Genomic DNA, 24,785 nt, shown 5'->3' on the forward strand with positions numbered 1-24,785 from the left:
ACATTCGCATCTACGCGAATGTTCCTTTTGCTAGTCATTTAAGTCTCTACGCAAGGTAAAGAGATCTTTCAGAGCCTCAGTGGACAGCTCGGTAATCCAGCCTTCTGAGCTGGAGATCACATTGTCGCTGAGCTGCTGCTTATTCTCCAGCATTTCATCAATCCGTTCTTCGAGTGTACCCAGGGCGATGAACTTATGCACCTGGACATCACGAGTCTGGCCCATGCGGTAAGCGCGGTCAGTTGCCTGATTCTCCACCGCTGGATTCCACCAGCGGTCGAAGTGGAATACGTGATTAGCTGCAGTTAAGTTAAGGCCAACACCCCCAGCTTTGAGTGAAAGGATGAATACATTCGGCTGATCAGACGGCGGTGCGTCTGGGCGTGTAGACCCATCTTCCGCAGCAGGGGCTGGTGCCTGAAACCGCTCGATCATACGGTCGCGCGCCTGTTTGGAGGTGCTTCCGTTCAAATAAAGGACAGGTTCGCCCAGCTCCTGCTGGAGAACCGCCTGAAGCATTTTTCCCATACCCACATATTGAGTAAAAATCAGGCAGCGCTCGTCTTCCGCGCGCAGCTCCTTGACCATATCCAGCAGTCTTTCGAGTTTGGAGGAACGGTTAATAAGAAAGCTGGTATCCAGCTTGTTGTCCGTATCCAGTTCAGGGATAGCCTCTTTTGTTACAAGCATCGGGTGATCGCATAGCTGCTTAAGCCCGGTCAGAGCTCCAAGAATTGCCCCTTTGCGCTCAATGCCTTCCAGCTTCTTCATCCGTTCCAAGAGTCCATTTACGGTCTGATCGTAAAGCGCTGCTTGCTCGGCAGTCAGATGAACATAGGTTTTCATTTCGTTTTTATCAGGTAGATCGAGCTGTATATTAGGGTCTTTTTTCTTGCGGCGCAGCATGAAAGGTTTCACTAGATTTTGTAGGTCCGCTGTACGTTTCGCGTCGTGTTCCTTCTCAATAGCATTCGTGAATCGGTCATTAAAAGACTTGGCGCTGCCCAGATAACCTGGGGTTATAAAATCATAAATGGACCACAGCTCGGATAATCTGTTCTCTATAGGCGTCCCTGTTAAGGCAACCCGGTGTAGTGCTGGAAAACTACGTACAGCAGCGGATTGTTTGGTTTGGGCATTTTTAATATTTTGAGCTTCATCCAGGCAGATCGTCGCCCAAGTGAATTCCTTCAGCAGCTCCTGGTCAAGCGCGGCAGTCGCATAAGAGGTGAGTACCACATCGGCTTGCGAAGCTGCGCCATAGAAGAATCCTGCGTCCAGACGGCGGCTTCCGTAATGAAGCATAACATTCAACGAAGGCGCGAAGCGTTGCAGCTCCTTCTGCCAATTGCCTAACACGGAGGTCGGGCAGATGATCAATGAAGGCCAGCCTGGTGGGTCGGTCTGCCGCCGGGCTGAGCTTGCATCCGTGTTCTCTTGGATGTGTAGCAGATAGGCGATGAGCTGTACTGTTTTGCCTAGTCCCATATCATCGGCTAGGCAGGCCCCCAGCCCAAAGCGGCGCAGAAAGGTCAGCCAAGCGAATCCTTCATGCTGATAGGTGCGCAGCTCCGCCTTAAGGCTTGCAGGTACGGGCGGCTTAGGCCATTCTGAGCGCTGGCCCAGCTGACCGATAAGGCTGATCAAATGCTCGTTCAGCTCTACCTCCAGACGCAGACGCGCGGCATCCTCTTGCAGCTGCTCTTCCGTAGCTTCAGCGTCTGCCTCTTCACCAGCTCCTAGCAAGTGGAGCTGAAGCACGTCTTGGAAGGACAAGCCTTGCGACTTGTCCATTCCCGCCATGGCTCTTTGGATTTGCGCCAGCAGAGCCGGATCGAGTGAGACCCATTTGCCCTTGAAGCGGACGAGCCGTTCCCCTCTTGCGACCAGCTCGGCAAATTCCGCTTCAGTGAGATCCGCATCGCCGATGGAGATGCGCCAATCGAAATCGATGATCGAATCGAGACCAAACAGCGACTCGCCGCTGCTGCGTTTGTCTTCGCCGGAGCTGATCTTTGCGCGCAGGCGCGGCTTTTTCCGGCTGGCGGCTTCCCACCACGCCGGCAGCAGCACTTGCCAGCCTGCTTCCAGCAGCCGCTGGCTCTCGGCCGTCAAGAACCGCCAAGCGATGGCATCGCTGAGCGGTTCGGCCAGCACATCGCCGCCCGCCGCGAAGCGCTCGGGCGGCAGACTGCCGCGGAGGCGCTCCAGCCATCCCGCGGCCCGTTCATGCACGTGAGCCGACCACGCGGCCGGCCACAAGCCGTACGGCTCGCCGTTATCGGCGAGCCTGATGGGAACAAGCGCGGATTCATCGCGCTTGTCCTGAAGGATCAGCTGCAGCCGCCAATAGGATTCATCCTCATCGGGCTCCAGCAGCTGTAGCGCGGGCCGGAAAGGCGCGGTGTCCGCCTTCCAGCCAATGGCGATAAGCCACGCGGCGGTATCCATGCCCGCTGCAAGTGCTCCGCTTCTATCGAAGAGAAGCGGGAATTCGCTGCGGAGGTCGCCGGCCTCGGCCTCCGTGCTGTAATAGCGCTGCGATACGGCGGCAGAGAACGCCGCACGTAATCCGCGGCTAAATTCGCTGCCGCCATTTAGCGCCTCAAGGGCTCCCTTAGCAGTGTCACTGTCCACTGCCACCTGCGCAAGAGCCCCTTCGTCCCAAGTCCATTGCAGCCTCCCGGCGCGGTAGGCTGAGATGTCGGGAATATACTGTTTGTGCTCCAGACATATTGCCAAAAGTGGCGCCAGTTCTGTGAGCTGGGCGGCATCGCCCTCCCAGCTCCATTCGATATGCGCCAGAAGCTTCTGCTCGGCAAAGAAGGGGATGACCTGCTCAGCAGGAAGAATCACTAGCTCCACGCCTTCGCCAGCTGGCTGCACGGTTAACTCCGTACCATAAAAAGACGCTTCATGCCAGGCGAAAAGCCGCTGCTTAAGCTGCAAGCCCGGCACGAGATCTTCGCGCTCATTCATTCCAAATATTAAAGCATCGCCATACTGGCTTAATGCAAGCCGGATGGTCAGCGTGCGTAAATGCATGTTCATGGTATTAGCTTTCCTTTCCGAAGCTCCTCTTGCAGCGCACGGAGCCTGCTATGCCTAATGGCGAAGGCAGTGAGGAACTCTTCCCAGCGTTCTTCTTGTTTCAGCTTTTTATACAGCTTGGATAATCGTTTCAATAATTTCACAGCCGCTTTGTAGCTATGTCTGTTCTTATCCAGCACAAATCTTTCGGCGGCCTGATGGTAAAAGGGCAGCAGAACCTCAGGCGCATTCTTTTCCACCGGTTGGAGGTCTTTGACACGAAATTCGGAGGGCTGTTTACCGATGGACAGCTGATAATCCATCCAGGTCTGCCATTTCTCATAGGTGATTAGCTTCTCTTCATAGACTTCGCCAGAGATAGGTAACATGGTGGCTAGTGTATCCCACATTTGCGGCTCAGCTTCAGGCAGGTGACGAACAGCTTCTTCCCAACTGGTTGAATAGCTATTGAGATTATAGAGTCTGCTGCTCAGCAGTGGACCGATTTGAGCAAGCCAACCCACCAAACGGGACCAGTCCCCTGCATCCAGCAGCGGAGAGGTGAAGCTCATGAGCTCATCGGGATGGAGACCCGGGCGCTCGGCCGCTTTATTCAATAAGTCCCAAGCCTTCTGGTCATCCATCAGATAGTAATACATACGGCTCTGAGCTAACAGCCACGCATGTTGTGAAAGGGAAGCACCTAATTCACCCTCTGCTTGCTGCAGCTGTTCGATTTCATTCAGGTAAAGCTTAGTTCCACCTGTATTTGGATAAATCCAGTTTCTCCACAGCAGATCATAGCTAAGAGAAAAAGAGGGTTGATCCCGTGAGCGATCCCGCGACTCCGTCAACATCTCGCGCCGCAGATAAGATAAAGTATCGATGACATACGGCCATAGATCCTGCTCTTGCTCGGGAGATAGCGGGAGTGTCTTTTTTAATAGACCTGTGATTACTTCCTGTAGTTCTGAGACCGCTACCTGTGTGTAATAACCAAGAGAAGGGGCGTAAGCGGCCTGACCGACGGATTGCGCAGAAGGCTTAGCAAGCTTTTCCAACAGAAAAAGATGAGCATGCAGAGTGAACAGCTTCTCCGTTTCCGGAAGCATTTTCGGTTTGAATTTATTGATTGCAGACAAGGCCCGACTCACATATTCAGGATTTCGGGTGGTATGGGCTAGAGGGGAGACACAGAATTCAAAATACTCCCGCCACTCCGTGATTTTTCCGCCAGCAATGCGGTTGGCCATCTCTTTCATTTGCTGCTGACGAGTTGCATCGGCTCCAATAGAGGCATTTGTTGCTGTGCTTGATATTTTGGGCAAAAAGGATGCAGCTTTAGCGTTGGCCAGAACCTGTACAGATCTATTCTGTTGTTCGGCATAATTCAGCAGCACAGCAGCCATATGCTTGCAATGACCTGATACTGGACAATTACAATGACAATTGGTGAAGCCGTCGAGATCAATGGTGACGCGGTAATCCTCTCTACCTTCAACTAGAGCGTTAATCTTACGAGGCTCCGTCATGGTAAACGGCTGCACTCGATTTTGTTTATAATATTGGAACCCTCGCTTGAGGGTAAGATCATCGAAATAATAGGCGACATTTTGGATGAGCTTACTCCACTGCGTATCATCCATAGCATAGGTTGGTTGCATACAATTGGTCTCCTGTAACGAAAATGGTCTTTATTTGTCTTTCATTATATCACTTCTGCAGGCTTCATCTTTAAATCGTTAAATTTTGATAGCTCGTAAGGAAACTCCGTTTAAAAGCTGGCGTGGAGATGATTAGAAGCTAATGGCTTGTATTGAACGGAAGGTCTGAACATATAATAATCGTACTGCAAGTTGGGTCATGATTATATAGGTGTCATTTACGAAAGATCAAACAAAGGTCAAAATTGGTCAAATAAATAAAAAGAACTAATTTTCTCGTGTGAAATCAGTTAATTCGCCTGAATTTGAGCGATAATCGGCTTAAATTGGTTTTGTTATTCCTCAGTTAGGGGACTATAATAAGGTCATAGGTCAAATAAAGTCAAAGTCAATGAGAGGAGAATGGATAATGTTTGATATGGTTCCTTTTGGTAAACGTAGAGATGATGCTTTTGGTATGCTGGCTAAGTCTTTGAATGATGTTTTTAATGATGATTTTTTTGCACCGATTAAGAGTTCCACGATGTCCTTCAGAACAGATATTCATGAGAGTGAGCAGGCTTACCTGATTGAAGCTGAACTTCCTGGTTTGAAAAAAGAAGAAATCGACATTGATTATGCCAGTCCTTATTTGACGATAAAAGCGGTACGTAAGGAAGAAAATGCCGAGGAGAACAATGAACATCAGATTGTACGCAGAGAACGCCGATATGGTGAATATGTGCGCAGATTCTATGTTCAAGATATTGCCGAGGAAGAAATTCGCGCGTCTTTGAAAGATGGAGTGCTGAAGCTGGAAGTTCCCAAACGGCAAAAAATGCAAGGTAAACGCATCGAGATTCAAGACGGAGATTCTAATTCTACCGGTTCGCAGTCTGAATAAGCATAAATTAAGCGGAATGGACTTCCGCTCAGTCTTCTAGAGATGGCAGCGGGCTTTTAATATAGTGTTATGAAATAGAAGGCGCATTGTAGTGGAGGATTCCGGCTATGGTGCGTCTTTTCTCGGAGTGCAATGGTGGTCGGTATGAGATTAGGTATGGAAAGGAGGAAGCACGAGTGGCTAGTAAAAGCTATTATGATGCTTTGGGCGTGAGCAAAAAAGCTACTAAACAAGAAATTAAAAAGGCTTATCAGAAGCTTGCCAAGAAGTGGCATCCCGATGTTAACAAAGCCCCTGAGGCAGAGGCGAAATTCAAAGAAGCAGCTGAAGCCTATGAAGTACTTGGTAATGAGGATAAACGAAAACTCTATGATGAAGAGCTGCTTTATGGAGCTCAACGTGGCAGAGCTAGTGGAGGGGCGGCGAGTGGAGCCTCTTCTTGGGATTCAAAATTTGGTGGAAGTGGAAGTGGAAGCTGGAACGGTGGGACTTATTCAACGGGAGGTTCTGGTATTTCGGAGGAAGATTTATTCGGGATGTTTTTTGGAAATCGGGGCTCGGCGGATCGGGCTGGCTTGGATTTTTTCTCGGGAAGTGGAACGGGGCGTGCGAATGGCAATCCGTGGGGCGAGGCCCGCAGTACTATGCAGGCGCAGCTGGATATTACCTTGGAGCAGGCTTATAAGGGCGCCACTGTAAGAGTACAGGTCAGCGACAAAACGGTGGATGTGAACATTCCGCCCAGATCCCATGAGGGTACAATTATTAAAATCGCGGGAAACACTCCGGGTGGCGATGTGCTGCTGGCACTTCATATTCTTCCTCATGATATTTATGAGATTCGCGATGGTGACTTATATGGCATGGTTGAAATTGCTCCTTGGCAAGCGGTATTGGGCGGAGAAGTGAAGGTTCCATTACCGGGTGGCGGCGCCGTGAAATTGAAGATTCCAGCAGGAATTCAGAGCGGTAAAACGCTACGCATCCCCGGCAAGGGCTTAAAACGTGAGAATGTTGCGAACGGCGATATTTTATTTGGTATTGAGATTGTTATCCCTGAACCCACCAGCGAAGCGGAGAAAAATCTGTACCGAAAGCTGGCAGACTCCAGCCCTTTCGAAGCCAGAGCTAAACGTCAAAGTACTGGCACCCAGCGGCAAAAGGCGAAAGTGGGTAATTAATAGATAGGTAGAAGAGGTAGAGGTGAGGTGATTTCACTCGTTTGTGATCAACTCTGATTGGTGAAAGGCTGAATTGAATGCTAGTTGCAGAACAGTAACTTATTTAGCCACTAACTATAAAAGAACTTTTCGCTCAAACGGTGAAAGTCGGCACTATGGTGGGAAAAGAGAGTCAAAAGTGTACTAGAAAGCGCTAGATGAGGCTCGTTGGTCGAAAAGAGAAGCAAAAGTGCCTTAGAATGCGCTGAATCAGGCTCGTTGGGCGAAAAGAACGGTAAAAATCCCGTAGAATGAGAGCAAACCAGCTAGTTACTCGAAAAGAACGGCAAAAATCCCGTAGATTGGGCGCAAAGCGTTCAGTTACTCGAAAAGAACGGTAAAAATCCCGTAGAATGAGAGCAAACCAGCCAGTTACTCGAAAAGAGCGGTAAAAATCCCGTAGAATGAGCGCAAATCAGCTAGTTACTCGAAAAGAGCGGTAAAAATCCCGCAGAATGAGCGCAAATCAGCTAGTTACTCGAAAAGAGCGGTAAAAATCCCGTAGAATGAGTACAAACCAGCCAGTTACTCGAAAAGAACGGTAAAAATCCCGCAGAATGAGCACAAAACGGCCAGTTACTCGAAAAGAGCGGTATAAATCCCGCAGAATGAGCGCAAAACGGTCAGTTACTCGAAAAGAACGGTAAAAATCCCGCAGAATGAGCGCAAAGCGTTCAGTTACTCGAAAAGAACGGTATAAATCCCGTAGAACGAGCGTAAACCAGCTAGTTACTCGAAAAGAGCGGCAAAAATCCCGCTGATTGAGCGTAAACCAGCCAGTTACTCGAAATAAGCGGGATAAATCCCGCTAAATTAACCTATCCCCGGCCAAAAAGGCCGATTTAATATAATCACTCTTAAATAGAAAGGTGAGAGAGCTATGGATTTCAATAAATTAACTCAAAAGCTGCAGGAAGCAGTAGCTGCAGCGCAGTCGCTGGCATCAGACAGCGGTCATCAGGAGATCGATAATCTCCATCTGTTAAAAGCGTTGCTTCAGCAGCAAGAAGGTTTGCTGCCAAGATTGCTGCAAAAGATGAATATCCCTGTGGCTGAGCTGATGCGCAGCACGGATGAATTGCTTCAACGCAAGCCGAGCATCAGCGGGTCAGGAGCAAGCACGGTACGGCGTTACGCCTCGCAATCGCTGATTCATCTGCTGGAGCAGGCGGAGAAGGAAGCGGCGAAGATGCAGGATGAGTTTGTTTCTGTGGAGCATGCTGTGCTGGCCATGGTGTCAGATTCGAGCGGGGAGAATCGTGAGCTAAGGGATCTTTTTGTCCGCCGTGGGCTGACCCGTGAGAAGCTGATGTCGGTGCTTGCTGAGATTCGTGGACATCAGCGGGTAACCAGCCGGGAGCCAGAAGCTACTTATGAGGTGCTGGAGAAATACGGCCGTGATCTTGTAGCTGAGGTTCGCGCGGGCAAGATTGATCCAGTCATTGGTCGTGATGGCGAGATCCGCCGAGTAATCCGGATTTTGTCCCGTAAAACGAAAAATAACCCTGTGCTGATCGGTGAACCAGGTGTAGGGAAAACAGCCATTGTAGAAGGCTTGGCACACCGGATTGTACGCAAAGACGTACCGGAGGGTCTGAAGGATAAGACGATTTTTTCACTGGATATGAGTTCACTTGTGGCAGGCGCGAAGTTTCGTGGTGAATTCGAAGAACGCCTGCAGGCGGTATTGAGAGAGGTTCGCGAAAGCAACGGCCGCATTATTCTTTTTATTGATGAGCTGCATACGATTGTGGGCGCAGGTAAAACCGAAGGCTCGATGGATGCGGGTAATATGCTGAAGCCGATGTTGGCCCGGGGTGAGCTGCATTGTATCGGTGCCACAACGCTCGATGAATATCGCAAATATATAGAGAAGGACCCTGCGCTGGAACGCCGTTTCCAACAGGTGCTCGTGAGCGAACCCGATGTAGAGGATACGATCTCCATTTTGCGTGGTCTGAAGGAGCGGTTTGAAGTCCACCACGGGGTCAAAATCCATGACAGCGCCCTGGTAGCCGCAGGGGTATTGTCCAATCGTTATATTACGGATCGATTTTTACCGGATAAGGCGATTGACCTAGTGGACGAGGCTTGCGCCATGATCCGCACAGAGATAGACTCCATGCCGGGTGAGATGGATGAAGTGACCCGCCGCCTGATGCAGATGGAGATTGAAGAAGCGGCGCTTAAAAAAGAAACTGATGACGCCAGCAAACGCCGACTCGAAATATTGCAGCGCGAGCTCGCTGACCTGAAGGAGAAGCAGCTAGGGATGACGGCGCGCTGGGAGAAAGAGAAGTCGGCCATCCAAGGGATTCGCGACCTCAAAAAACGGCTGGAGCAAGCACGTAAGGATCTGGTCGATGCACAGGAGGAATATGATCTTAATAAGTCAGCCGAACTGAGCTACGGCATTATTCCTGATCTGGAGCGTCAGTTGAAAGCAGCGGAAGAAGCGGCACAGCAGGATCAGGATACAAGATTGCTACGTGAGGCTGTTACTGAAGAGGAAATCGCAGATATTGTCTCCCGCTGGACCGGCGTTCCGGTTAGCCGACTGGTAGAAGGCGAACGGGATAAGCTGCTGCGTCTGGAGGATACGCTGCATGAACGGGTAGTGGGCCAAGACGAAGCCGTCAGCTTGGTGGCCGATGCGGTGCTTCGGGCAAGAGCAGGAATCAAAGATCCGAATCGCCCGATTGGTTCATTCCTGTTCCTTGGCCCGACGGGTGTAGGGAAGACTGAGCTGGCTAAGTCGCTTGCGGTATCTCTTTTTGACCGCGAAGATGGCATGATCCGTATAGATATGTCGGAGTATATGGAAAAGCATAGTGTCTCCCGTCTCGTCGGCGCACCTCCAGGATATGTTGGATATGAGGAAGGCGGGCAGCTCACGGAAGCTGTGCGGCGTCAGCCTTATACTGTAGTGCTGCTCGATGAAGTGGAAAAGGCGCATCCCGATGTGTTTAACATTCTGCTGCAGCTGCTTGATGATGGACGGCTGACTGATTCACAAGGCCGAATGGTTGACTTCAAGAATACAATCATCATTATGACTTCTAATATCGGTTCACCTCATCTGATTCAAGGCACCGATGAAAAAGGTCAGCTCACGGAAGCTGCCAAGGATAGAGTGATGAAGGAACTGAGTGGTCATTTCCGTCCAGAGTTCCTGAACCGGGTGGATGACATTGTAATGTTCAAGCCGCTGACACTGGGTGAGATCGAGAAAATTGTGGACAAACTGGTGGATGGATTGCGTCTACGTCTGGCAGAACGGGAGATCGGGCTGGCATTAACTGAATCGGCGGTGCGTTTTATCGCTAAGGAAGGTTTTGATCCTGTGTATGGGGCAAGACCGTTGAAAAGATTCATCCAGCGCAGCTTGGAGACACGTGTGGCACGTGCGATTATTGCTGGTGAAGCCGCAGAGGGATCAGTTATTCAGGTAGATGAATCCGGCAACGAGCTTGCGGTAACCATTCTGAAGCCAGAAGTCGATGGGCCACAGAGTTCTGAATTGAGTTCTGAATAAAAAAAGCGTCCACAAAACCGTAACGGCTTTGTGGACGTCCTTTTTATGGTAAGCCTCACTCCACCCAAGGGATTAGATGAGGCTGTTCATCCAAGATGGACATATATTGCTCTTTCCAGCCGTATTTGCCGTCGGGGTCGAGGAGCATATAACGCAGATATTTTTCGAGCCGGAACTCGGCTTTGGACCAACCGAGATGCTTGAGCCGCAGGTTGCTTAGCTGATGAGACAGCTCGAAGATATTTTCCGGGAATCGCCCACAGTGCTGTGGGGATTCATTCCATACATAGTTGAAGTCTTCTTTATAGCGAAGCAAAAAAGGGCGGTAGTTCAGATGAGAGCGCCAGTAGGTATCCTCCCTGTAATGGTTCGCGTTCCATAAATCGTAAAGGCGGAAGCAGAACAGATCGACCCCATCTGCATACAGCAAGGTATCTATATTTTCCGCAAAGCTGGCTTCAAAGATCTCATCCGCGTCCAGACTCAGAATCCACTCGGGATTTGTCTTTAGGACTTCCTCCCACTGCTGTTTTCGCAGCTCAATTTCATTGCTGAACTTGGATTCGGTATTATGCACGAGATGAACGGGAATGCCGTCAAGTGCTTCCAGACAGACAGCTGCTGTATTGTCGGTGCTGCCGTCATCAATAATGACAGCCTCATCGATATATTTGCGGTGTTCCTCCAGAATCTGTCGCAGGAAGCGCCCGCTTTCATTTTTTACAACCATGGTAAGGGTTAGCTTGGGGCGCTTTTTGGTTATAGGAGCAGCTGCAGCCTCATTGGAATTTTCCTCGATGGGTGTGGGTGCCGATTCAGCTTTTACCCCTGTTGTTTCTCTGATGAAATCTTCAACCTTGTTCAAATCACTATCTCTGTACAAATGAAGGGCAGGATAATGGGTGTCAACAAATAGCGGAATGCCAAGGGCCGCGGCACGAATGCAGAAATGGCGATCCTCGCCCCAGTATGAAATGTTCCGGATCTGATTGTAGCTCACCCCGGCTTTTAACGCATGCTGGCTAATCAATGTACAAGCGCCGAGACCCCCCACTTCATAGATTCCAGGATTGCGTAGTTTGGCTATGAATTCATGAAATCTGCGGTTGATCTCCTCGGGTTGCAGTTTTTCGCCGGGAAGTATCTCCCACTGATTGTATTCGTCATGCATCCAGACCTGCGGCTGAAACATGGTATCTGGCTGCCACTGTGTCCAAAATACTTCTGAAATAATATCTTTGTTCGTCCCTATTAAATGTCTTAGCGTATCTGGGTGGAGGATGAGGTCAGAGTCGATCAGGAAGAGGTAGTCATAGTTCAGGGTTTGCGCTCGGTTAATCATGAGGTTTTTGAAGTTGGCGACTTTCCAGACTAAATCAGAATTCCAAAAGTGGGTCGTATCATTGCGAATGTACGCATCGTGAAAGCCGGAGCTTTGAATAAAAATATGCTCACCCTTGCTTTTGAATTCCTGGAGCAGCCGGCTGGACGCTTCATCATCATTGTCATCAATCAGATGGAAATCCAGTTCGATTTGCTCAATATTCAGGCGCAGCAGGGAATTCAGAAATTCTCGCAACACATTGGGCTTTTGATGGATCGGGCTGCCGATTAATACGCGTGTCTTATTCATTGCGGCCTCCTTGGGGGACTCTCCCTTTCTTCCGAGAGGTATAGGTATGTTCTCAATATATTTACAGTTAGATAGTAATAATCCTTATTTCGCAAAGTTCTTATAGTAAATGAGAAATGAGAGTTGGATAAATTGAACTTTTTAGATATATTAATTTTTATGGATCTGCTGTACAATTACCGGATAATTAGATAAGAATGCCAGCCAGATGAGCACAGGAATGAGACTATGGATAAATCACCGCTAAAAGCTCAGTAGTTAATCAATCTGTTACTGGCCATGAATCCTCGTGCGGATGTGTTCTGGTATGATTCAAAGGTAAATACCGACCTCTGCTGGATGGGGATGTTGAGGAAATATACGTACCGGAAGAGACAGCGAAGACTGAAGCTCATATTGGTGGCTGAACAGAGTTTAGGAGAGTAGTCACGATGAAGCTGGTCCATCAAGGTTTTTATAACGGTCTGACTTTCCAACGTGTGGTTCGTGGATTTATTGTCCAAGGGGGTATTGCGACCCTTGGCATACTGTATTCGGAAGAGTCATTTCAGGTATGGACCATGTGGATACTTTAAAGCGTGGGGATGAGTCATGAAAAAGGTCGGAATTATCAGTTCCCTCAATATTACATTAATGTGAAATGCTATCCATTGTAATTCCTAGTATCCCGATATACAATATAAAAAACAAACAAAGACAATATAGACACGGGGGAGAAACTTATGCGTAAAGGATTATCTGGAGTTATTACTTTGGTTTTGTTAACATTTTTGATTAGCGCGTGCTCCGGGGGAAATAACGCCGCTTCCACAAATACAAATCAGACGCCTACGGCTACTGAAGGATCGACAGCAAGCACTGAACCAAAAGATGGTGGCAACTTAATTATTGGGGTCGCTGCAGATCCTGTCATTCTAAATCCGAACTATGCTGGTGATCGTGTCAGTCTGACGATTGACCAAGCGCTCTACGCGCCATTGTTCCAAGTGAATAACGGAGAGAAGACCTTCTACTTGGCAGACAGCCTGACACTTTCCGAAGATAACCTGACTTATACATTGAAACTGAAAAGTGGACTAACTTGGCATGACGGAGAAAAGCTTACAGCTGACGATGTCGTGTTCACGATTGATAGCATCCTCGATGAGAAGCAAAACAGCATGTTGAGAGCGAACCTATTCATCGGTGATAAACCCGTTAAGGCAGTTAAGGTGGATGATCTGACTGTAGAGTTCAAGCTTCCGCAGGTCAGCCCAGCTTTTGAAGCTACACTAGTGCAAGTATTTCCGATTCCAAAGCATATTTTTGAGAATGAGACGGATCTAGAGAAAAGCACCAAGAATGCTGCTCCGGTTGGATCTGGCCCATTTAAATTTAAAGAATACAAAGCAGGCGAATATGTTACACTCGAGAGATTTGATAACTACTTTGGTGGCAAACCACATCTTGATTCTATAACGTACCGGATTGCTAAAGATACGAATGCTGCGAATCTCGCACTTCAGAATGGTGAGATCAACATTAAATATCTAGATCCACAGGATGTTGGAACGATTGGGGCTTCGAACAATTTCGAAATCCTGCCTTATAGTGAAGGCCGATTGTCCTACCTGTTGTTCAATGCAAACAGTGATAGAGGTGCTCTTGCTAAAAAAGAAGTTCGTCAAGCCTTGTCTCTAGCCCTAAGTCGTGATGAAATCATTCAGGCTGCTTATACTTCTAACGAGTATGCAGACCCGGCGAAGTCCTTTTTGACTCCGGATGCATTGTTCTATACTAATGACGTACCTTCTTTTGATAATGATGTAGAAAAAGCCAAAGAGCTTCTGCAATCGGCAGGGGTTAGCGATCTGAAATTGAGATTGATTGTATCGAGCGGTAATAAAGCTCAGGAAGCCATTTCACTATACGTGCAGCAAAAGCTAAAGGCCATTGGCGCTGAAGTTGAACTGCAAAATATGGATGCCTCGGCATATGGTCAGAAATTCAGTGATATGAATTCAACAGATTTTGAACTTGCGATTGCAGGTTATATTATGGGTTACGATCCTGATGCTTACAGAATTTTGTATACATCTACTGCAGACTCTAACTACTCGCATTATAATAATGCTGAAGTCGATAAGTTGTTCAATGATGGTGCAGGAGAAGCAGATGTGACTAAACGTGGTGAGATCTATAAGAAGATCCAAGAGATCATTGCTGACGATGCACCGATTTATCCAATTGCTAATACTAAGACTATTGTAGCTGTCTCCAAGAACTACGGCGGTCTAGAAGAAGCAGTCTTGAAGCCTGTCGTTATTTTTGAAGATTTATCGAAAATCTACCTTAAATAAGAACGGGAAAAAATAAGCTGGTCAATCCAGCTTATTTTTTTACCGATATAGAACTGGGAGAATATACGTATGAGACAACTTATCGTCCGAAGATTACTGCAAACCCTGCCGATGCTGTTTTTTGTCTCGGTTGTGTGCTTTGCGATGATTAAGCTGGCTCCGGGGGATCCGGTACTATCCTTCGTTACGCCGAATATGCACGCGGATGATATTGAGCGCATCCGGCATAACCTTGGGCTGGATAAGCCAGCCTACATTCAATATTTTATATGGATCAAAGAAGTACTGCAGGGCAATTTCGGTTATTCCCTTGTGAATCATCAGCCTGTATTGGAGCAAATTCTAGAACGTTTACCTGCAACAGCAGGTTTGATGGGCAGTGCAATCGGCTTAGCCGTTCTGTTGGCGATCCCGATGGGTCTGCTTGCTGGAGCTAACCGGAACCGCTGGGTGGATAAACTAATTAACTTTTTATCCTATATCGGAATTTCAGTACCTTTATTTTGGCTGGCCATATTACTTATGTACTTATTTGCAATTAAGCTGCACCTGCTGCCTATTATGGGGATGCGAACCATTGGTGTGGAATCAGCGGTTGATGTATTGAAGCATGGTATTCTGCCTTGCGCCGTATTGGCTTTTGGATTTCTGGCCGGTTACGTACGATACATCCGCTCTAGTACGATTGGACAGCTAAAAGAAGAGTATGTGCAGATTCAATATGCTTTTGGATCCAGCAAGACAACGATTCTGTTCCGTCACGTGCTTAAGCATGTACTGTTGCCAGTAATTACATTGCTCGGGATGTCGATGGGTGATCTGGTGGCGGGTGCAATTGTAACGGAGACGGTATTTTCATGGCCGGGTATTGGCTCTTTAGGGATGACTGCGGTTAAAGGGATGGATTATCCCGTAATTATGGGAATAACTTTGTTCTCTTCTTTAATGCTGATTATCGGCAATCTGATCGCGGATATTCTATATAGCTTCGTGGACCCACGAATTAAATTAACGAGGTGACCTCATGAATCGCAGTAAATGGAAAAGTGTTGGAGATGAGCTATTTACGAATAAATTGGGTGTCGCAGCCCTCATTACTTTAATCGTCTTCACACTAGGCTCTATATTTGCTTTTTTGTCCGGACATGATCCGAATGCAATGGATGTTTTGGCACGTTTGAAAGCGCCCGGAGCGGATCATTGGTTTGGTACGGATGATTACGGCCGGGATTATTTTGCCCGAGCTTTGTATGGTGGCCGGGTATCTTTGCTAGTTGGTTTTGCTTCAATGATCATTGCCACGGGTATAGGTGTGACGGTGGGCGTAATCAGTGGATATTTTGGCGGATGGATTGATAATCTATTGATGCGGATGCTTGATGTAGTGATGTCCATTCCATCTTTCCTTGTGCTGCTGCTGCTTAGCGTATTTCTGAAGCCGAGTGTAGGAAACATCATTTTAATTATTGCTCTATTAATGTGGATGAACATTGCCCGTGTGATTCGTGCGGAGACGATGACGATTAAAGAACGGGAATATGTACTATATGCAAAAGCTTCCGGCCAGAGCAACTTCGGAATTATCTGGCGTCATATTCTTCCGGGGCTAGTACCTGTTGTGATTGTAGGTGCGACGAATAATATCGCTTCCGCGATTATGATGGAGTCGTCCCTAAGCTTCCTTGGGTTCGGGGTACAACCTCCGAATGCCACTTGGGGCAGTATGCTTAACAATGCACAGGGATATATCGCTCAGGCACCTTATTTGGCATTGTTCCCGGGGTTATTGATACTACTAACGGTTCTGAGCTTTAATGTTCTGGGCGATATTTTGCGGGTTGGCTTTGAACCGAAGCTGATCCGAAGATAGGAGTGTGAAGACATCATGACGGAACGGCTATTGTCTGTTGAGAATTTGAAGGTTTCCTTCCAAACTCGAGATGGGGAGAATCAGGCAGTTCGTGGCGTTAGCTTTCATATAGATGCTGGAGAAACGGTAGGGATTGTTGGTGAATCCGGAAGCGGGAAAAGTGTAACTGCGAAGGCGATTATGTCGTTGATTACACCTCCGGGTAAAATTATCGCTGGAAATATCAATTTTCGTGGTGAGAATTTATCTAACCTTTCGGAAAAAGAGTGGAGAAAACTGCGTGGCAACCGCATAGCGATGGTGTTTCAGGATCCCATGACCTCTCTTAATCCTGTGAAAAAAATCGGCCAGCAGCTTACGGAGGTCATCCGGCGGCATCGCGGCTTAAATAAGGAAGAAGCGTTCAAAGAAGCAGCAAGTATCCTGCGGCAGGTGGGTATAAATAATCCTGAGCAGCGGCTGCAGCAGTATCCGCATGAATTCAGCGGCGGGATGCGGCAGCGGGTCATGATCGCCATGGCTCTTTCCTGCCAGCCAGAGCTATTGATTGCGGATGAGCCGACAACTGCGCTTGATGTAACGATACAGGCCCAAATTCTTGATCTTTTTAAAGAGCTAAAAAATAATACCAGTACAGCTATAGCACTGATCACCCATGATTTGGGTGTGGTGGCTCAGGTATGTACACGGGTTATCGTAATGTATGGTGGACTAGTGATGGAGGAAGGTACGGTGGAGGATATTTTTTATCGCCCACAGCATCCTTACACGAAAGGTCTGCTTCGCTCGATTCCGAAACGTGACGGCAAATCGCGTGAACGTCTAATTCCAATCGAAGGCACACCTCCGGATTTGTTGAATCCTCCTTCTGGCTGTCCCTTTATGGAGCGTTGCCCTAATGCTTTTGCCCGTTGCAGCGAACGTCCTCCGGTAATCGAATTATCGCCCGGTCACCGTTCGATGTGCTGGTTAGCAGATGGTGTGCAGGAGACTCCAGCCGTAGCTGGCGTTGAAGGGAGCGGTTCGGTTGAGTGACAATAAGATTCTAGTGGACGTAAATAATCTCAAAAAACATTTCTCCAAAGGCAAGGATATGTGGGGACGCGATACATCGGTGCTTAAGGCAGTAGATGGCGTAAGCTTTCAGATTCGTCAGGGAGAGACCTTTGGGCTGGTTGGAGAGTCAGGAAGCGGCAAGTCCACGGTTGGACGCTGCTTGCTGCGCTTATATGATTACACAGACGGTGAAGTGTCTTTTGACGGGCAGCCGCTGAGCAAGCTTGGAGAGAAGCAGTTAAAACCTTTTCGCAGACGCATTCAGTCGATCTTCCAAGATCCCTATTCTTCACTTAATCCAAGCTTAAATGTGCTTGATCTGATCAGTGAGCCTATGAAAATCCACGGCATCCACGAAGGTGAAGAACGCAAAGAAGCTGTTGCGGCATTGCTGGAAAAGGTAGGTTTAAAAAGAGAACATCTCTACCGCTTCCCGCATGAATTCAGCGGTGGACAACGCCAGCGGATTTCGATTGCCAGAGCATTGTCCGTAAGACCTGAGTTTGTCGTGTGTGATGAGCCGATCTCAGCGCTGGACGTGTCTGTCCAGGCCCAGGTAGTGAACATGCTGGAGGATTTGCAGTCCGAATTTGGCTTGACCTATCTCTTTGTCGCACATGATCTGTCGATGGTACGGCATATTTCTGACCGGATCGGCGTGATGTATGGCGGTCGACTAGTAGAGGTAGCCGAAAGTGATGAGCTGTACGATAATCCTATTCATCCTTATACAAAGGCGCTGCTGTCTTCCATCTTGGAGACGGATCCCCGGCGGGCCAATCAGAGAATTATTTTAGACGGATACTCGCAAGAGTACGGCAGAGCTGAGACTTCTACACTACAGGAAGTAAGCCCGGGCCATTATGTTGCTTATGATTTTACGGTATGATTAGACTCTATATATAGATTGGGAGGGATCAGAATGTCAGAGAACTTAAACCGGGTAAAGTTATCCCAGTGGGATGCGTTATTGGTGGAATCACTCCGCTCCTTGGGGTGGTCTGATGAGGATATTCTTCGTAAAGTGGCAGAGGGCGATTTGCCCGTTGACGAGAGCGAATACCAATTTGATTATAAGCAGCTGACCGCGTTGCAGTCAGAGCAGCCGGAGTTGTTCGGGCAAGCGGTGAAGACAGGCTATCAGATCAAATACAATACGATTCGTGGGATTCGCAGCTGGATATGGGTAGCTCTGGGCAAAGAAGCGGCTCTGGAGCTTGAGGAAGGTAAGGAAGCCGCTGAGGTGGCTTTAACCTTGGCTGAGAAGGAACGTTTGGCCTCTGTGTTGTCCTTCGGTTGGCAGATCGAGAGCGATACGAAGGCAGCGGATGGAGATACAGCTGTCTACCGGATTGCGCCCATTGGACGATAAGCTGAATAGCTACAGTAAAAAACGATTGTTGCGGGGAAGGACTCCCTGTGCACAATCGTTTTTTTTTGTTATATTTCTCGCTTAAATGCTTATCATTAATATACGCTTACCGCTGGGTAAGCTACCTCATATTGTGCAGCCTCAATCCAGCTTCCTGTCTTAAAATCTCTGCCCCGGACAAGCACTTTATCGCTATACACTTCCACATAGAAGCCTTGGCTGCCCGTCTTATGTTTATCTTCATTAGTCCAAAGATAGGCGACAGAAGCAGCATTAAACATCGTTGCGATCTCTCCATGGCCAGGGAACATAGTGTTGTTTACCTCCAGCTCCCAATGGGTATGTCCAGTGAATAACAAGGTCTGGGGATATCTCGACAGAATTTCTTTTAATTCCTTATCTTGTGTGACACCATACCAATCTTGCGATTCCAGTGATCCGGCTACGGTGTCTTTAAGCGGTTGATGCAGGAAGAGAAAGATAGGCTGCTCTGGTGAAGCTTGCTCTCCAAGCTTATGCTCCAGCCAATCAAGCTGCTCAGAGGAGAGATCACAGAACTTGGGCAATCCTTGCTCCGTCCCTAGCAAAATAAAATGATAGCCATTGATCCAGTGATCATGATAGGGTCCGGACATTCCGGTCTGTGACGTATACATTCCTAAACGTGATTCCCAATTTCCGAGCCCCACATCATGATTGCCTAAGGTAAAGGTAATCTCGGGCAGGTCGGTTTTATATTGTTTGAGGATACGAAGCATTTCTTCGTATTCAGCAGGGAAGCCGTGGTCTGTGACATCACCGATATGCATAATCCCGCTGCTGCCTTCCCCATGCGCTGCTATATCACGGAGTGCCAGCTCGAAGTTAAGATTGTACTCATGATTGCGGTCAGCAGTGACATGGGTATCCGTAATGATCTGAAAGGTGATAACTGGTTTATCTTCAGGTGATGTGTTCGTACTCATGTTTGGGCATCCTCCTTCATCTATGAACCTATCCAATACTGTTGCTGTTCGCTAATGCGTCTTGCCGCTAATGTTCAGTCCTATGATCCCGACAATGATGACGGCTATCCATACTAGTGAGGATAGGGTTAGCTTTTCTTCAAAGAACAGGGTTCCCATGAAGGAAATCAGGATGATTCCCGCTCCTGACCATATCGCATAAGCTACGCCTACCTTAATCGAGGTGAGAGCATAATTCAGGGAGGTGAAGCTGGCTCCATAGAACAGGAACATAAGCACGGAAGGCCAGAGCTGGGTGAACCCCTGAGATATTTTCATTGAGATGGTCCCTGAGAGTTCGAACACAATAGCCAGCGTCAGAAACATCCATGCCCACATTCCTTCTATTCTCACAGGGAAGTAACCTCAATTCTGAGCTCAGCATAAGATTGTACAATGAGATCTGCATCCGGGAGAATATGTGTTGAAGCACTAGTACCTTCGCTTTCTGCTAGGCCGATAGCTACCTGTACACCCGCTGCTTTAGCCATTCGCATATCCCCGTTAGTATCGCCGATAACCGCTGTGTACGCGGGTTCCACGGCTAACCTTTTGCAGGCCAGCTGCACCATGTCGGGGAAAGGTTTACCCTGATCCACAAGATCTGTTCCAATTACTTCGGAGAAATAATGCCGTATGCCCAGCCATTGGAGATGTTTGTCTGCGGCCTCTGTTTCATCTGCGGTCACCACGGCGAGAGGGATGCCTGCACTCACGCACTCATCAAGAAAACGATGAAGTCCCGGAAGGGAGTGAACAGGGCGTTTCTCTTCTAACATAACATCCGCTTCGAGACGGCATTGATGGACAAGCTCCATGGACTCCGCCCAAGATAAACCTTGCAGATAACCCTGCCATGACAGAATGGCATAAAGATCACTCATAGTCCCCATAGCCAGCGGTCCGTTGCGATCATAATTGGTAATGCTCCCCTGGGCATTGTGTATAGTTCCCATTAATGCAGGGAGCTGCTCTTCTGCAATCTGTAGTCCTTTTTCCTTCATATACTTCGTGAATCTCTCTAAAAAACATTCGCCCCAGCTGCCCCAGAGGGATACGAACTGGAGCAGCGTACCATCCTTATCGAATAGAATAGCTGCTACAGTGTATCTGCCTTGCGGAGTGATGAGCTCAGACATGAAGTCCACCGCCCTTTATTTTAATTTATCAAGCGCTGCTTGTGCCGTTTCTTGTGCTTCCTTAAGTGCTTGTGCTGCTGGGATATTCTCAATTTGCACCTTATCTGCGGCGATTGTCAACGCATCGTTAATTTTGCCGCCAGTTGGGTCTTGGAAAGGTGCAGAACCATGAGAAGCTTGCATCAATGGGACCTTAATCTGTGGATTGCTTTCGCTGAATGACACAAATGCCGGGTCTTGCAATGCGGATTGGCGCACCGAAATATATCCCGTATTAATGGACCAGGACGCAGTATTCTCAGCATTTGTGAAGTAGGTTAGCCATTTTATAGCTGCTTCCTTTTCACTGTCGTTAGCTTTGGATAGAATGCCGGCCATAAGTGCTTGGGCTACGGGTTTGCCCTCACCGATCCCTGCCCAGCCTGGCTGCTCCATAGCCGAAACAATGCTGAAGTCCAAGTCTCCCTGATCGCCGCTGGAGCCGGTGTAGCCTGCGGATTGACCCTTCATTACATCGTCAATCGTCTTGTACCAATACTCCCAGCCTTGACCGCCGGAATGAATTCGCATGATCTTATCCTCGTGAATCCACTTGCGGAACAAATCCCAGGTTTCAATCCACTCTTTAGAGTCGACCATAACTTGTTTTCCATCCTCACTAAGGATAGTGCCTCCTTTGCTGAGTACGGCATCAATCATGTTCCCTGAACCCCACATAGGCTCCCAACCATAAAGGGTGGTTTTGCCGTCGTCTTTCACTGTCATTTTCGCAGCTGCGGCAGCTAGATCTTCCCAAGTCTTTAGTGTGCTAGCATCAATTCCATTCTTCTCAAAAACATCTTTGCGATAGTACATGACCTGCGTTGTTCCATACATCGGCAGGAAGTATTGCTTACCATCAACCTGGCCCTGATTTAGAAAGGTTTGGACAAAATCCTCTTTATTAAAATCTGGCTGCAGTGCCATAAGCTCGTCTATCGGAGCGAAATATCCTTTACGGGCCCAATCTACATTGGAGGAGAGAGCAGCCGCAGGCACTTTTCCTGTAGCGATAGCTGCTTGCAGCTTCTGTTCGGTTTCAGTGTAGTCTGCCTGCGCGATACCTTTGACGATGACCTCTTGCTGAGAGGTATTAAATTTCTGAATCAGTGCCTCCATATTCTCACCAAGCTTGCCGCCGAGACCATACCAGAATTCAATCGTTACCGGCGCATTTTGTGTGGGTGCAGCCTCTGTGGAGGGGGAGGAAGAAGCTCCATTTGCCGCTGTAACATTGCCTGTATTCGCATTTCCTCCGCAAGCTGTTAACATTGTAAATCCGGCAACCAAAGACAGGGTGGACAGTCTCTTCAATACGTTCATCATCATTCTCCTCTTATTAAAATAGAATTGTTAGCTTATCCTTTGCTGGAACCAGCGGTCATGTTGACACTTTGCATGATCGTTTTCTGAGCTAGTAGAAATACTAGCAGCAACGGGGCGATGGTGAATGCGCTAGCGGCCATGATCAGCGGCCATTTTAATCCGTAAGCACCTCCTTGAGTAAAGAAACTACGCAGACCCGCCGAGACTAGCTGGAGATTAGGGTCTTTGGTGATCAGCATCGGCCAGAAATAGTTATTGTACTGATCAATGAAGGTGATCAGGGCTAGCACAGCAAAGGAAGAACGTGTAATGGGGACAAGAATGGTCCACAGAATCCGCATATGCGAGGAACCGTCCACTTCTCCAGCCTCCACTAGCTCATGGGGAACCTGAAGGAAGGCCTGGCGAATTAGAAAAATGGAGAAGACACTTACACAGTTGGATAGAATTAATCCGGCATATGAATCCAGTAGATGGAGCTGGGACAATACCAAATATCCGGGAAGATAAACAGCGGTGGCTGGAACCATGTAGCCGAAAAGAATAACGCCTGAGAACAGCCCTCTGAAGCGGAATTTCATATGCGTAAGCGCATAGGCCATCATCCCGGAATTTATTACCTGCAAAATAACAATCGACACAGCGACAAATATGCTATTGCCCATATATCTGAAGAAAGGGGCTTCGTGCCAGGCGGCTGAAAAATTACTCCACAGCGGATCCTTAGGCCAGATTGTGGGCGGAGACTGCCAGATTTCATCATTGGTTTTTAAGGCGCTGGTGACCATCCAATAGAAGGGGAAGGCCATGATCAGTGCAATAGCTGTAAAAAATAGATGGCGGGTCAGCTTGCCCACGCGTACGATCGTTGCATTCATCAGTCGTTCTCCTTTACAGCAGTTGTTATTGATAATGGGTTGTCCGTTTACTAACCTCTAGCGAGACTACGGATAGCAGCATACATATAAATACCAGAACCATTGCGACACTAGAGGCTTCTCCAATCTGGAAGGCTTCAAAAGCAGACTGATAATACATATAGAGCAAGGTGCGTGTTGATCCTGAGGGTCCACCTTGTGTAAGTACGTTAATCTGGTCGTAAGCCTGTAACGCGCCAATGATCTGTACGATGAACAGAAACAGTGTCGTTGGTGAGATGAGCGGTAAGGTAATGCGGATGAATTTTTGAACAGCATTTGCTCCATCCAATTGAGCAGCTTCCAGCAGATCCGTAGGGACATTGCGTAGTGCTACCAAGTAAAAAATCATCGCCCAGCCTACCGATTTCCATATCGTCACGAGCAAAATGCCGAGCAGTGCCCATTTAGGGTCTTGAAGCCAGCCGATTTTTTCTAGACCTAAGAGATCGAGTACAGTATTGGCAAGGCCAATTTCGGGTTCATAGATCCAGGACCAGACAATGGATACAGCCACGGTCGGCGTGACCCAAGGGGAGAACAGCAATACCTGATAGAGGGTGGAGCCTTTCAGCTTCCCGTTCATCAGGAGTGCTAGTCCAAGTCCGATCAGAATAACTGGCAGCACACTTCCGGCACAGAATAATAGAGTCACTCTAAGTGCTTTATAGAAGGCAGGATTGCTGAACAGATCCAGATAGTTGGTTAGTCCGACAAAGGTTTTCTCGGGGCTCATGAAGTCCCATTCGGTAAAGCTGAGATAAAATACATAAAGTAATGGCGCTAGCCAAAATACAACGAATGGAATCATTGCCGGCAAGGTGAAGAGCACCGGTTTCAACTCCCCTATAAATCTCGAACGTTTCATTATTCTGTCGATACCCCATTCCATCTTCTGTTTTTTGCGGTATAATTCTGAGGAAAGCTCTTCCGTTCAAAAAAAATTGTACACTCATCGAGCGGCTGCGTGGTCAAGTGGACGTAAAGATCGATGCGAGATTATGTAAAAATTTAAGAGATTAACGCAGGTAGTTGCTATTTTGTGTAAAATAGAAGGGTAGATTCTAAGTGGAATGAAGGTGCAGCTATGAAACAGGTAGCCTTTGGTGAAGAGAATAAAGACTTATCTCCACGCGAGCAGCTGCTGCGTCCAATGATCGATGCGATTGCTCAGACGATGGACCTATATGGTGCGAATTATTCATTCGGGCAGCTGTATGGAATTATGTTCTTCGAAGACCGTCCGATGACGCTTGAAGAGATGAAGAATGTGATGAATATGAGCAAGAGTAATATGAGCTATGGGGTCCGTTCTTTGATGGCCTCCAAGATGGTCACTAAGCTGGAGGAGAAGCGGGACCGAAAGGATCTGTATGCAGTGGAAACAGATTTCTTTCAGACCTTTAAGAACTTTTTTGGGATGAAGCTGCAGCGGGAGATTGATGTCATGAAGCACGCTTTAGACGTTGTCATTCCTGAGCTGGAGGGACTGGTTCAAGCCGTAGATACATCTGAGGAGGAGCGGCAATTCTGCCTGAAGGATCTGGAGAAGCTGGAGCATGCCGTCCAATATTATCATTGGCTGCAGCAGTTCGTGGACGAGCTTGGGGAAGAGAATTACTTCGCAGATAAGAGAAGGTCCTAGACCGTCTACATTCACATATAGATGTACATAATTGTATATAAATCTCCATTTTTGCAGGGTGTTCCTTAAGCCGATTCGGCTTGAGGTTCACCCTCTTTTTTATGATAAAGAAA

Annotated in this window: 19 protein-coding genes and 1 pseudogene; 11 read left to right on the forward strand and 9 right to left on the reverse strand. The window is 47.9% G+C overall.

The window, feature by feature from the left end; all coding sequences use genetic code 11:
- Positions 1 to 30: 30 nt before the first annotated feature.
- Together MKZ16_RS01350 and MKZ16_RS01355 are read right to left on the reverse strand one after the other, a co-directional pair.
- On the reverse strand, positions 31 to 3,051 hold the full coding sequence (locus tag MKZ16_RS01350; protein WP_076107336.1) for a DEAD/DEAH box helicase: 3,021 nt from the start codon (positions 3,049 to 3,051) through the stop codon (positions 31 to 33).
- The gene (locus tag MKZ16_RS01355) at positions 3,048 to 4,694 is read right to left on the reverse strand and encodes an SWIM zinc finger family protein (RefSeq protein ID WP_076107338.1); all 1,647 of its coding nucleotides are present in this window, start codon (positions 4,692 to 4,694) and stop codon (positions 3,048 to 3,050) included. Before MKZ16_RS01355 ends, MKZ16_RS01350 begins: the two co-directional genes overlap by 4 nt.
- A 409-nt stretch (positions 4,695 to 5,103) precedes the next feature.
- Between MKZ16_RS01355 and MKZ16_RS01360 the strand changes: the two genes are divergently transcribed.
- From MKZ16_RS01360 to clpB, 3 genes are all read left to right on the forward strand, one after another.
- Positions 5,104 to 5,577, forward strand: a complete 474-nt coding sequence (locus MKZ16_RS01360) for an Hsp20/alpha crystallin family protein (RefSeq protein WP_076101144.1) — start codon at positions 5,104 to 5,106, stop codon at positions 5,575 to 5,577.
- 176 nt (positions 5,578 to 5,753) lie between these two features.
- On the forward strand, positions 5,754 to 6,758 hold the full coding sequence (locus MKZ16_RS01365) for a J domain-containing protein (RefSeq protein WP_179090054.1): 1,005 nt from the start codon (positions 5,754 to 5,756) through the stop codon (positions 6,756 to 6,758).
- Between the two features lie 919 nt (positions 6,759 to 7,677).
- Complete coding sequence (clpB, locus tag MKZ16_RS01370) at positions 7,678 to 10,332, forward strand: ATP-dependent chaperone ClpB (protein ID WP_036687285.1); 2,655 nt, start codon at positions 7,678 to 7,680, stop codon at positions 10,330 to 10,332.
- A 55-nt stretch (positions 10,333 to 10,387) separates the two neighbouring features.
- Here the strand turns inward: clpB and MKZ16_RS01375 are convergent, their stop codons facing one another.
- A complete protein-coding gene (locus MKZ16_RS01375) occupies positions 10,388 to 11,965 on the reverse strand; it encodes a glycosyltransferase (protein WP_076107342.1) in 1,578 nt (525 codons plus the stop codon).
- 434 nt (positions 11,966 to 12,399) lie between these two features.
- Here MKZ16_RS01375 and MKZ16_RS01380 point away from each other — a divergent pair.
- The 7 genes and pseudogenes from MKZ16_RS01380 to MKZ16_RS01410 all read left to right on the forward strand — a co-directional run.
- A pseudogene (locus MKZ16_RS01380) lies at positions 12,400 to 12,560 on the forward strand (peptidylprolyl isomerase); the annotation flags it as partial.
- 127 nt (positions 12,561 to 12,687) lie between these two features.
- The gene (locus MKZ16_RS01385; RefSeq protein ID WP_076107343.1) at positions 12,688 to 14,304 is read left to right on the forward strand and encodes an ABC transporter substrate-binding protein; all 1,617 of its coding nucleotides are present in this window, start codon (positions 12,688 to 12,690) and stop codon (positions 14,302 to 14,304) included.
- Between the two features lie 69 nt (positions 14,305 to 14,373).
- Positions 14,374 to 15,324 (forward strand): ABC transporter permease, encoded by a 951-nt coding sequence (locus MKZ16_RS01390; protein WP_076107345.1) that lies wholly within the window; start codon positions 14,374 to 14,376, stop codon positions 15,322 to 15,324.
- A 4-nt stretch (positions 15,325 to 15,328) separates the two neighbouring features.
- A complete protein-coding gene (locus MKZ16_RS01395; RefSeq protein WP_036687295.1) occupies positions 15,329 to 16,174 on the forward strand; it encodes an ABC transporter permease in 846 nt (281 codons plus the stop codon).
- A gap of 15 nt (positions 16,175 to 16,189) precedes the next feature.
- Positions 16,190 to 17,209, forward strand: a complete 1,020-nt coding sequence (locus tag MKZ16_RS01400; RefSeq protein ID WP_036687296.1) for an ABC transporter ATP-binding protein — start codon at positions 16,190 to 16,192, stop codon at positions 17,207 to 17,209.
- Positions 17,202 to 18,119, forward strand: a complete 918-nt coding sequence (locus tag MKZ16_RS01405; RefSeq protein WP_280513446.1) for an ATP-binding cassette domain-containing protein — start codon at positions 17,202 to 17,204, stop codon at positions 18,117 to 18,119. The genes MKZ16_RS01400 and MKZ16_RS01405 overlap by 8 nt, the downstream gene beginning before the upstream one ends.
- A 33-nt stretch (positions 18,120 to 18,152) precedes the next feature.
- Positions 18,153 to 18,602 (forward strand): hypothetical protein, encoded by a 450-nt coding sequence (locus MKZ16_RS01410; protein WP_036687301.1) that lies wholly within the window; start codon positions 18,153 to 18,155, stop codon positions 18,600 to 18,602.
- Positions 18,603 to 18,697: 95 nt separating this feature from the next.
- Here MKZ16_RS01410 and MKZ16_RS01415 read toward each other — a convergent pair whose 3' ends face one another.
- Genes MKZ16_RS01415 through MKZ16_RS01440 form a run of 6 tightly spaced genes read right to left on the reverse strand, consistent with a single transcriptional unit; the run spans position 18,698 to position 23,919 of the window.
- The gene (locus tag MKZ16_RS01415; RefSeq protein WP_036687304.1) at positions 18,698 to 19,567 is read right to left on the reverse strand and encodes a metallophosphoesterase; all 870 of its coding nucleotides are present in this window, start codon (positions 19,565 to 19,567) and stop codon (positions 18,698 to 18,700) included.
- 51 nt (positions 19,568 to 19,618) lie between these two features.
- On the reverse strand, positions 19,619 to 19,945 hold the full coding sequence (locus MKZ16_RS01420) for a multidrug efflux SMR transporter (RefSeq protein WP_076107439.1): 327 nt from the start codon (positions 19,943 to 19,945) through the stop codon (positions 19,619 to 19,621).
- A gap of 11 nt (positions 19,946 to 19,956) precedes the next feature.
- Positions 19,957 to 20,745 carry an HAD family hydrolase gene (locus MKZ16_RS01425; protein WP_076107347.1) on the reverse strand — a complete coding sequence of 263 codons (789 nt, stop codon included), beginning with the start codon at positions 20,743 to 20,745 and terminating at the stop codon, positions 19,957 to 19,959.
- Between the two features lie 15 nt (positions 20,746 to 20,760).
- Positions 20,761 to 22,107, reverse strand: coding sequence for an ABC transporter substrate-binding protein (locus tag MKZ16_RS01430; protein WP_081393476.1), 1,347 nt, complete (start codon positions 22,105 to 22,107; stop codon positions 20,761 to 20,763).
- Positions 22,108 to 22,142: 35 nt separating this feature from the next.
- Positions 22,143 to 22,988, reverse strand: a complete 846-nt coding sequence (locus tag MKZ16_RS01435; protein WP_051491496.1) for a carbohydrate ABC transporter permease — start codon at positions 22,986 to 22,988, stop codon at positions 22,143 to 22,145.
- Positions 22,989 to 23,013: 25 nt separating this feature from the next.
- Entirely contained in the window at positions 23,014 to 23,919 is a 906-nt protein-coding gene (locus tag MKZ16_RS01440) for a sugar ABC transporter permease (protein WP_256719179.1), read from the reverse strand.
- A gap of 195 nt (positions 23,920 to 24,114) precedes the next feature.
- Here MKZ16_RS01440 and MKZ16_RS01445 point away from each other — a divergent pair, with 195 nt between their 5' ends.
- Positions 24,115 to 24,672 carry a transcriptional regulator gene (locus MKZ16_RS01445; RefSeq protein WP_076101159.1) on the forward strand — a complete coding sequence of 186 codons (558 nt, stop codon included), beginning with the start codon at positions 24,115 to 24,117 and terminating at the stop codon, positions 24,670 to 24,672.
- Positions 24,673 to 24,785 lie beyond the last annotated feature (113 nt).

Origin of the sequence: Paenibacillus sp. FSL R5-0928, from assembly GCF_037970385.1 — a bacterium.
Lineage (GTDB): Bacteria > Bacillota > Bacilli > Paenibacillales > Paenibacillaceae > Paenibacillus_AQ > Paenibacillus_AQ odorifer.

Bases quoted from the DNA above. Each gene is read 5' to 3' on its own strand.
- MKZ16_RS01415 (WP_036687304.1), bottom strand. From the start codon at position 19,567: ATGAGTACGAACACATCACCTGAAGATAAACCAGTTATCACCTTTCAG.
- MKZ16_RS01430 (WP_081393476.1), bottom strand. From the start codon at position 22,107: ATGAACGTATTGAAGAGACTGTCCACCCTGTCTTTGGTTGCCGGATTT.
- MKZ16_RS01360 (WP_076101144.1), top strand. From the start codon at position 5,104: ATGTTTGATATGGTTCCTTTTGGTAAACGTAGAGATGATGCTTTTGGT.
- MKZ16_RS01425 (WP_076107347.1), bottom strand. From the start codon at position 20,745: ATGTCTGAGCTCATCACTCCGCAAGGCAGATACACTGTAGCAGCTATT.
- MKZ16_RS01385 (WP_076107343.1), top strand. From the start codon at position 12,688: ATGCGTAAAGGATTATCTGGAGTTATTACTTTGGTTTTGTTAACATTT.
- MKZ16_RS01350 (WP_076107336.1), bottom strand. From the start codon at position 3,051: ATGAACATGCATTTACGCACGCTGACCATCCGGCTTGCATTAAGCCAG.
- MKZ16_RS01375 (WP_076107342.1), bottom strand. From the start codon at position 11,965: ATGAATAAGACACGCGTATTAATCGGCAGCCCGATCCATCAAAAGCCC.
- clpB (WP_036687285.1), top strand. From the start codon at position 7,678: ATGGATTTCAATAAATTAACTCAAAAGCTGCAGGAAGCAGTAGCTGCA.
- MKZ16_RS01390 (WP_076107345.1), top strand. From the start codon at position 14,374: ATGAGACAACTTATCGTCCGAAGATTACTGCAAACCCTGCCGATGCTG.
- MKZ16_RS01435 (WP_051491496.1), bottom strand. From the start codon at position 22,988: ATGAATGCAACGATCGTACGCGTGGGCAAGCTGACCCGCCATCTATTT.
- MKZ16_RS01445 (WP_076101159.1), top strand. From the start codon at position 24,115: ATGAAACAGGTAGCCTTTGGTGAAGAGAATAAAGACTTATCTCCACGC.
- MKZ16_RS01410 (WP_036687301.1), top strand. From the start codon at position 18,153: ATGTCAGAGAACTTAAACCGGGTAAAGTTATCCCAGTGGGATGCGTTA.
- MKZ16_RS01420 (WP_076107439.1), bottom strand. From the start codon at position 19,945: ATGTGGGCATGGATGTTTCTGACGCTGGCTATTGTGTTCGAACTCTCA.
- MKZ16_RS01440 (WP_256719179.1), bottom strand. From the start codon at position 23,919: ATGGAATGGGGTATCGACAGAATAATGAAACGTTCGAGATTTATAGGG.
- MKZ16_RS01395 (WP_036687295.1), top strand. From the start codon at position 15,329: ATGAATCGCAGTAAATGGAAAAGTGTTGGAGATGAGCTATTTACGAAT.
- MKZ16_RS01355 (WP_076107338.1), bottom strand. From the start codon at position 4,694: ATGCAACCAACCTATGCTATGGATGATACGCAGTGGAGTAAGCTCATC.
- MKZ16_RS01400 (WP_036687296.1), top strand. From the start codon at position 16,190: ATGACGGAACGGCTATTGTCTGTTGAGAATTTGAAGGTTTCCTTCCAA.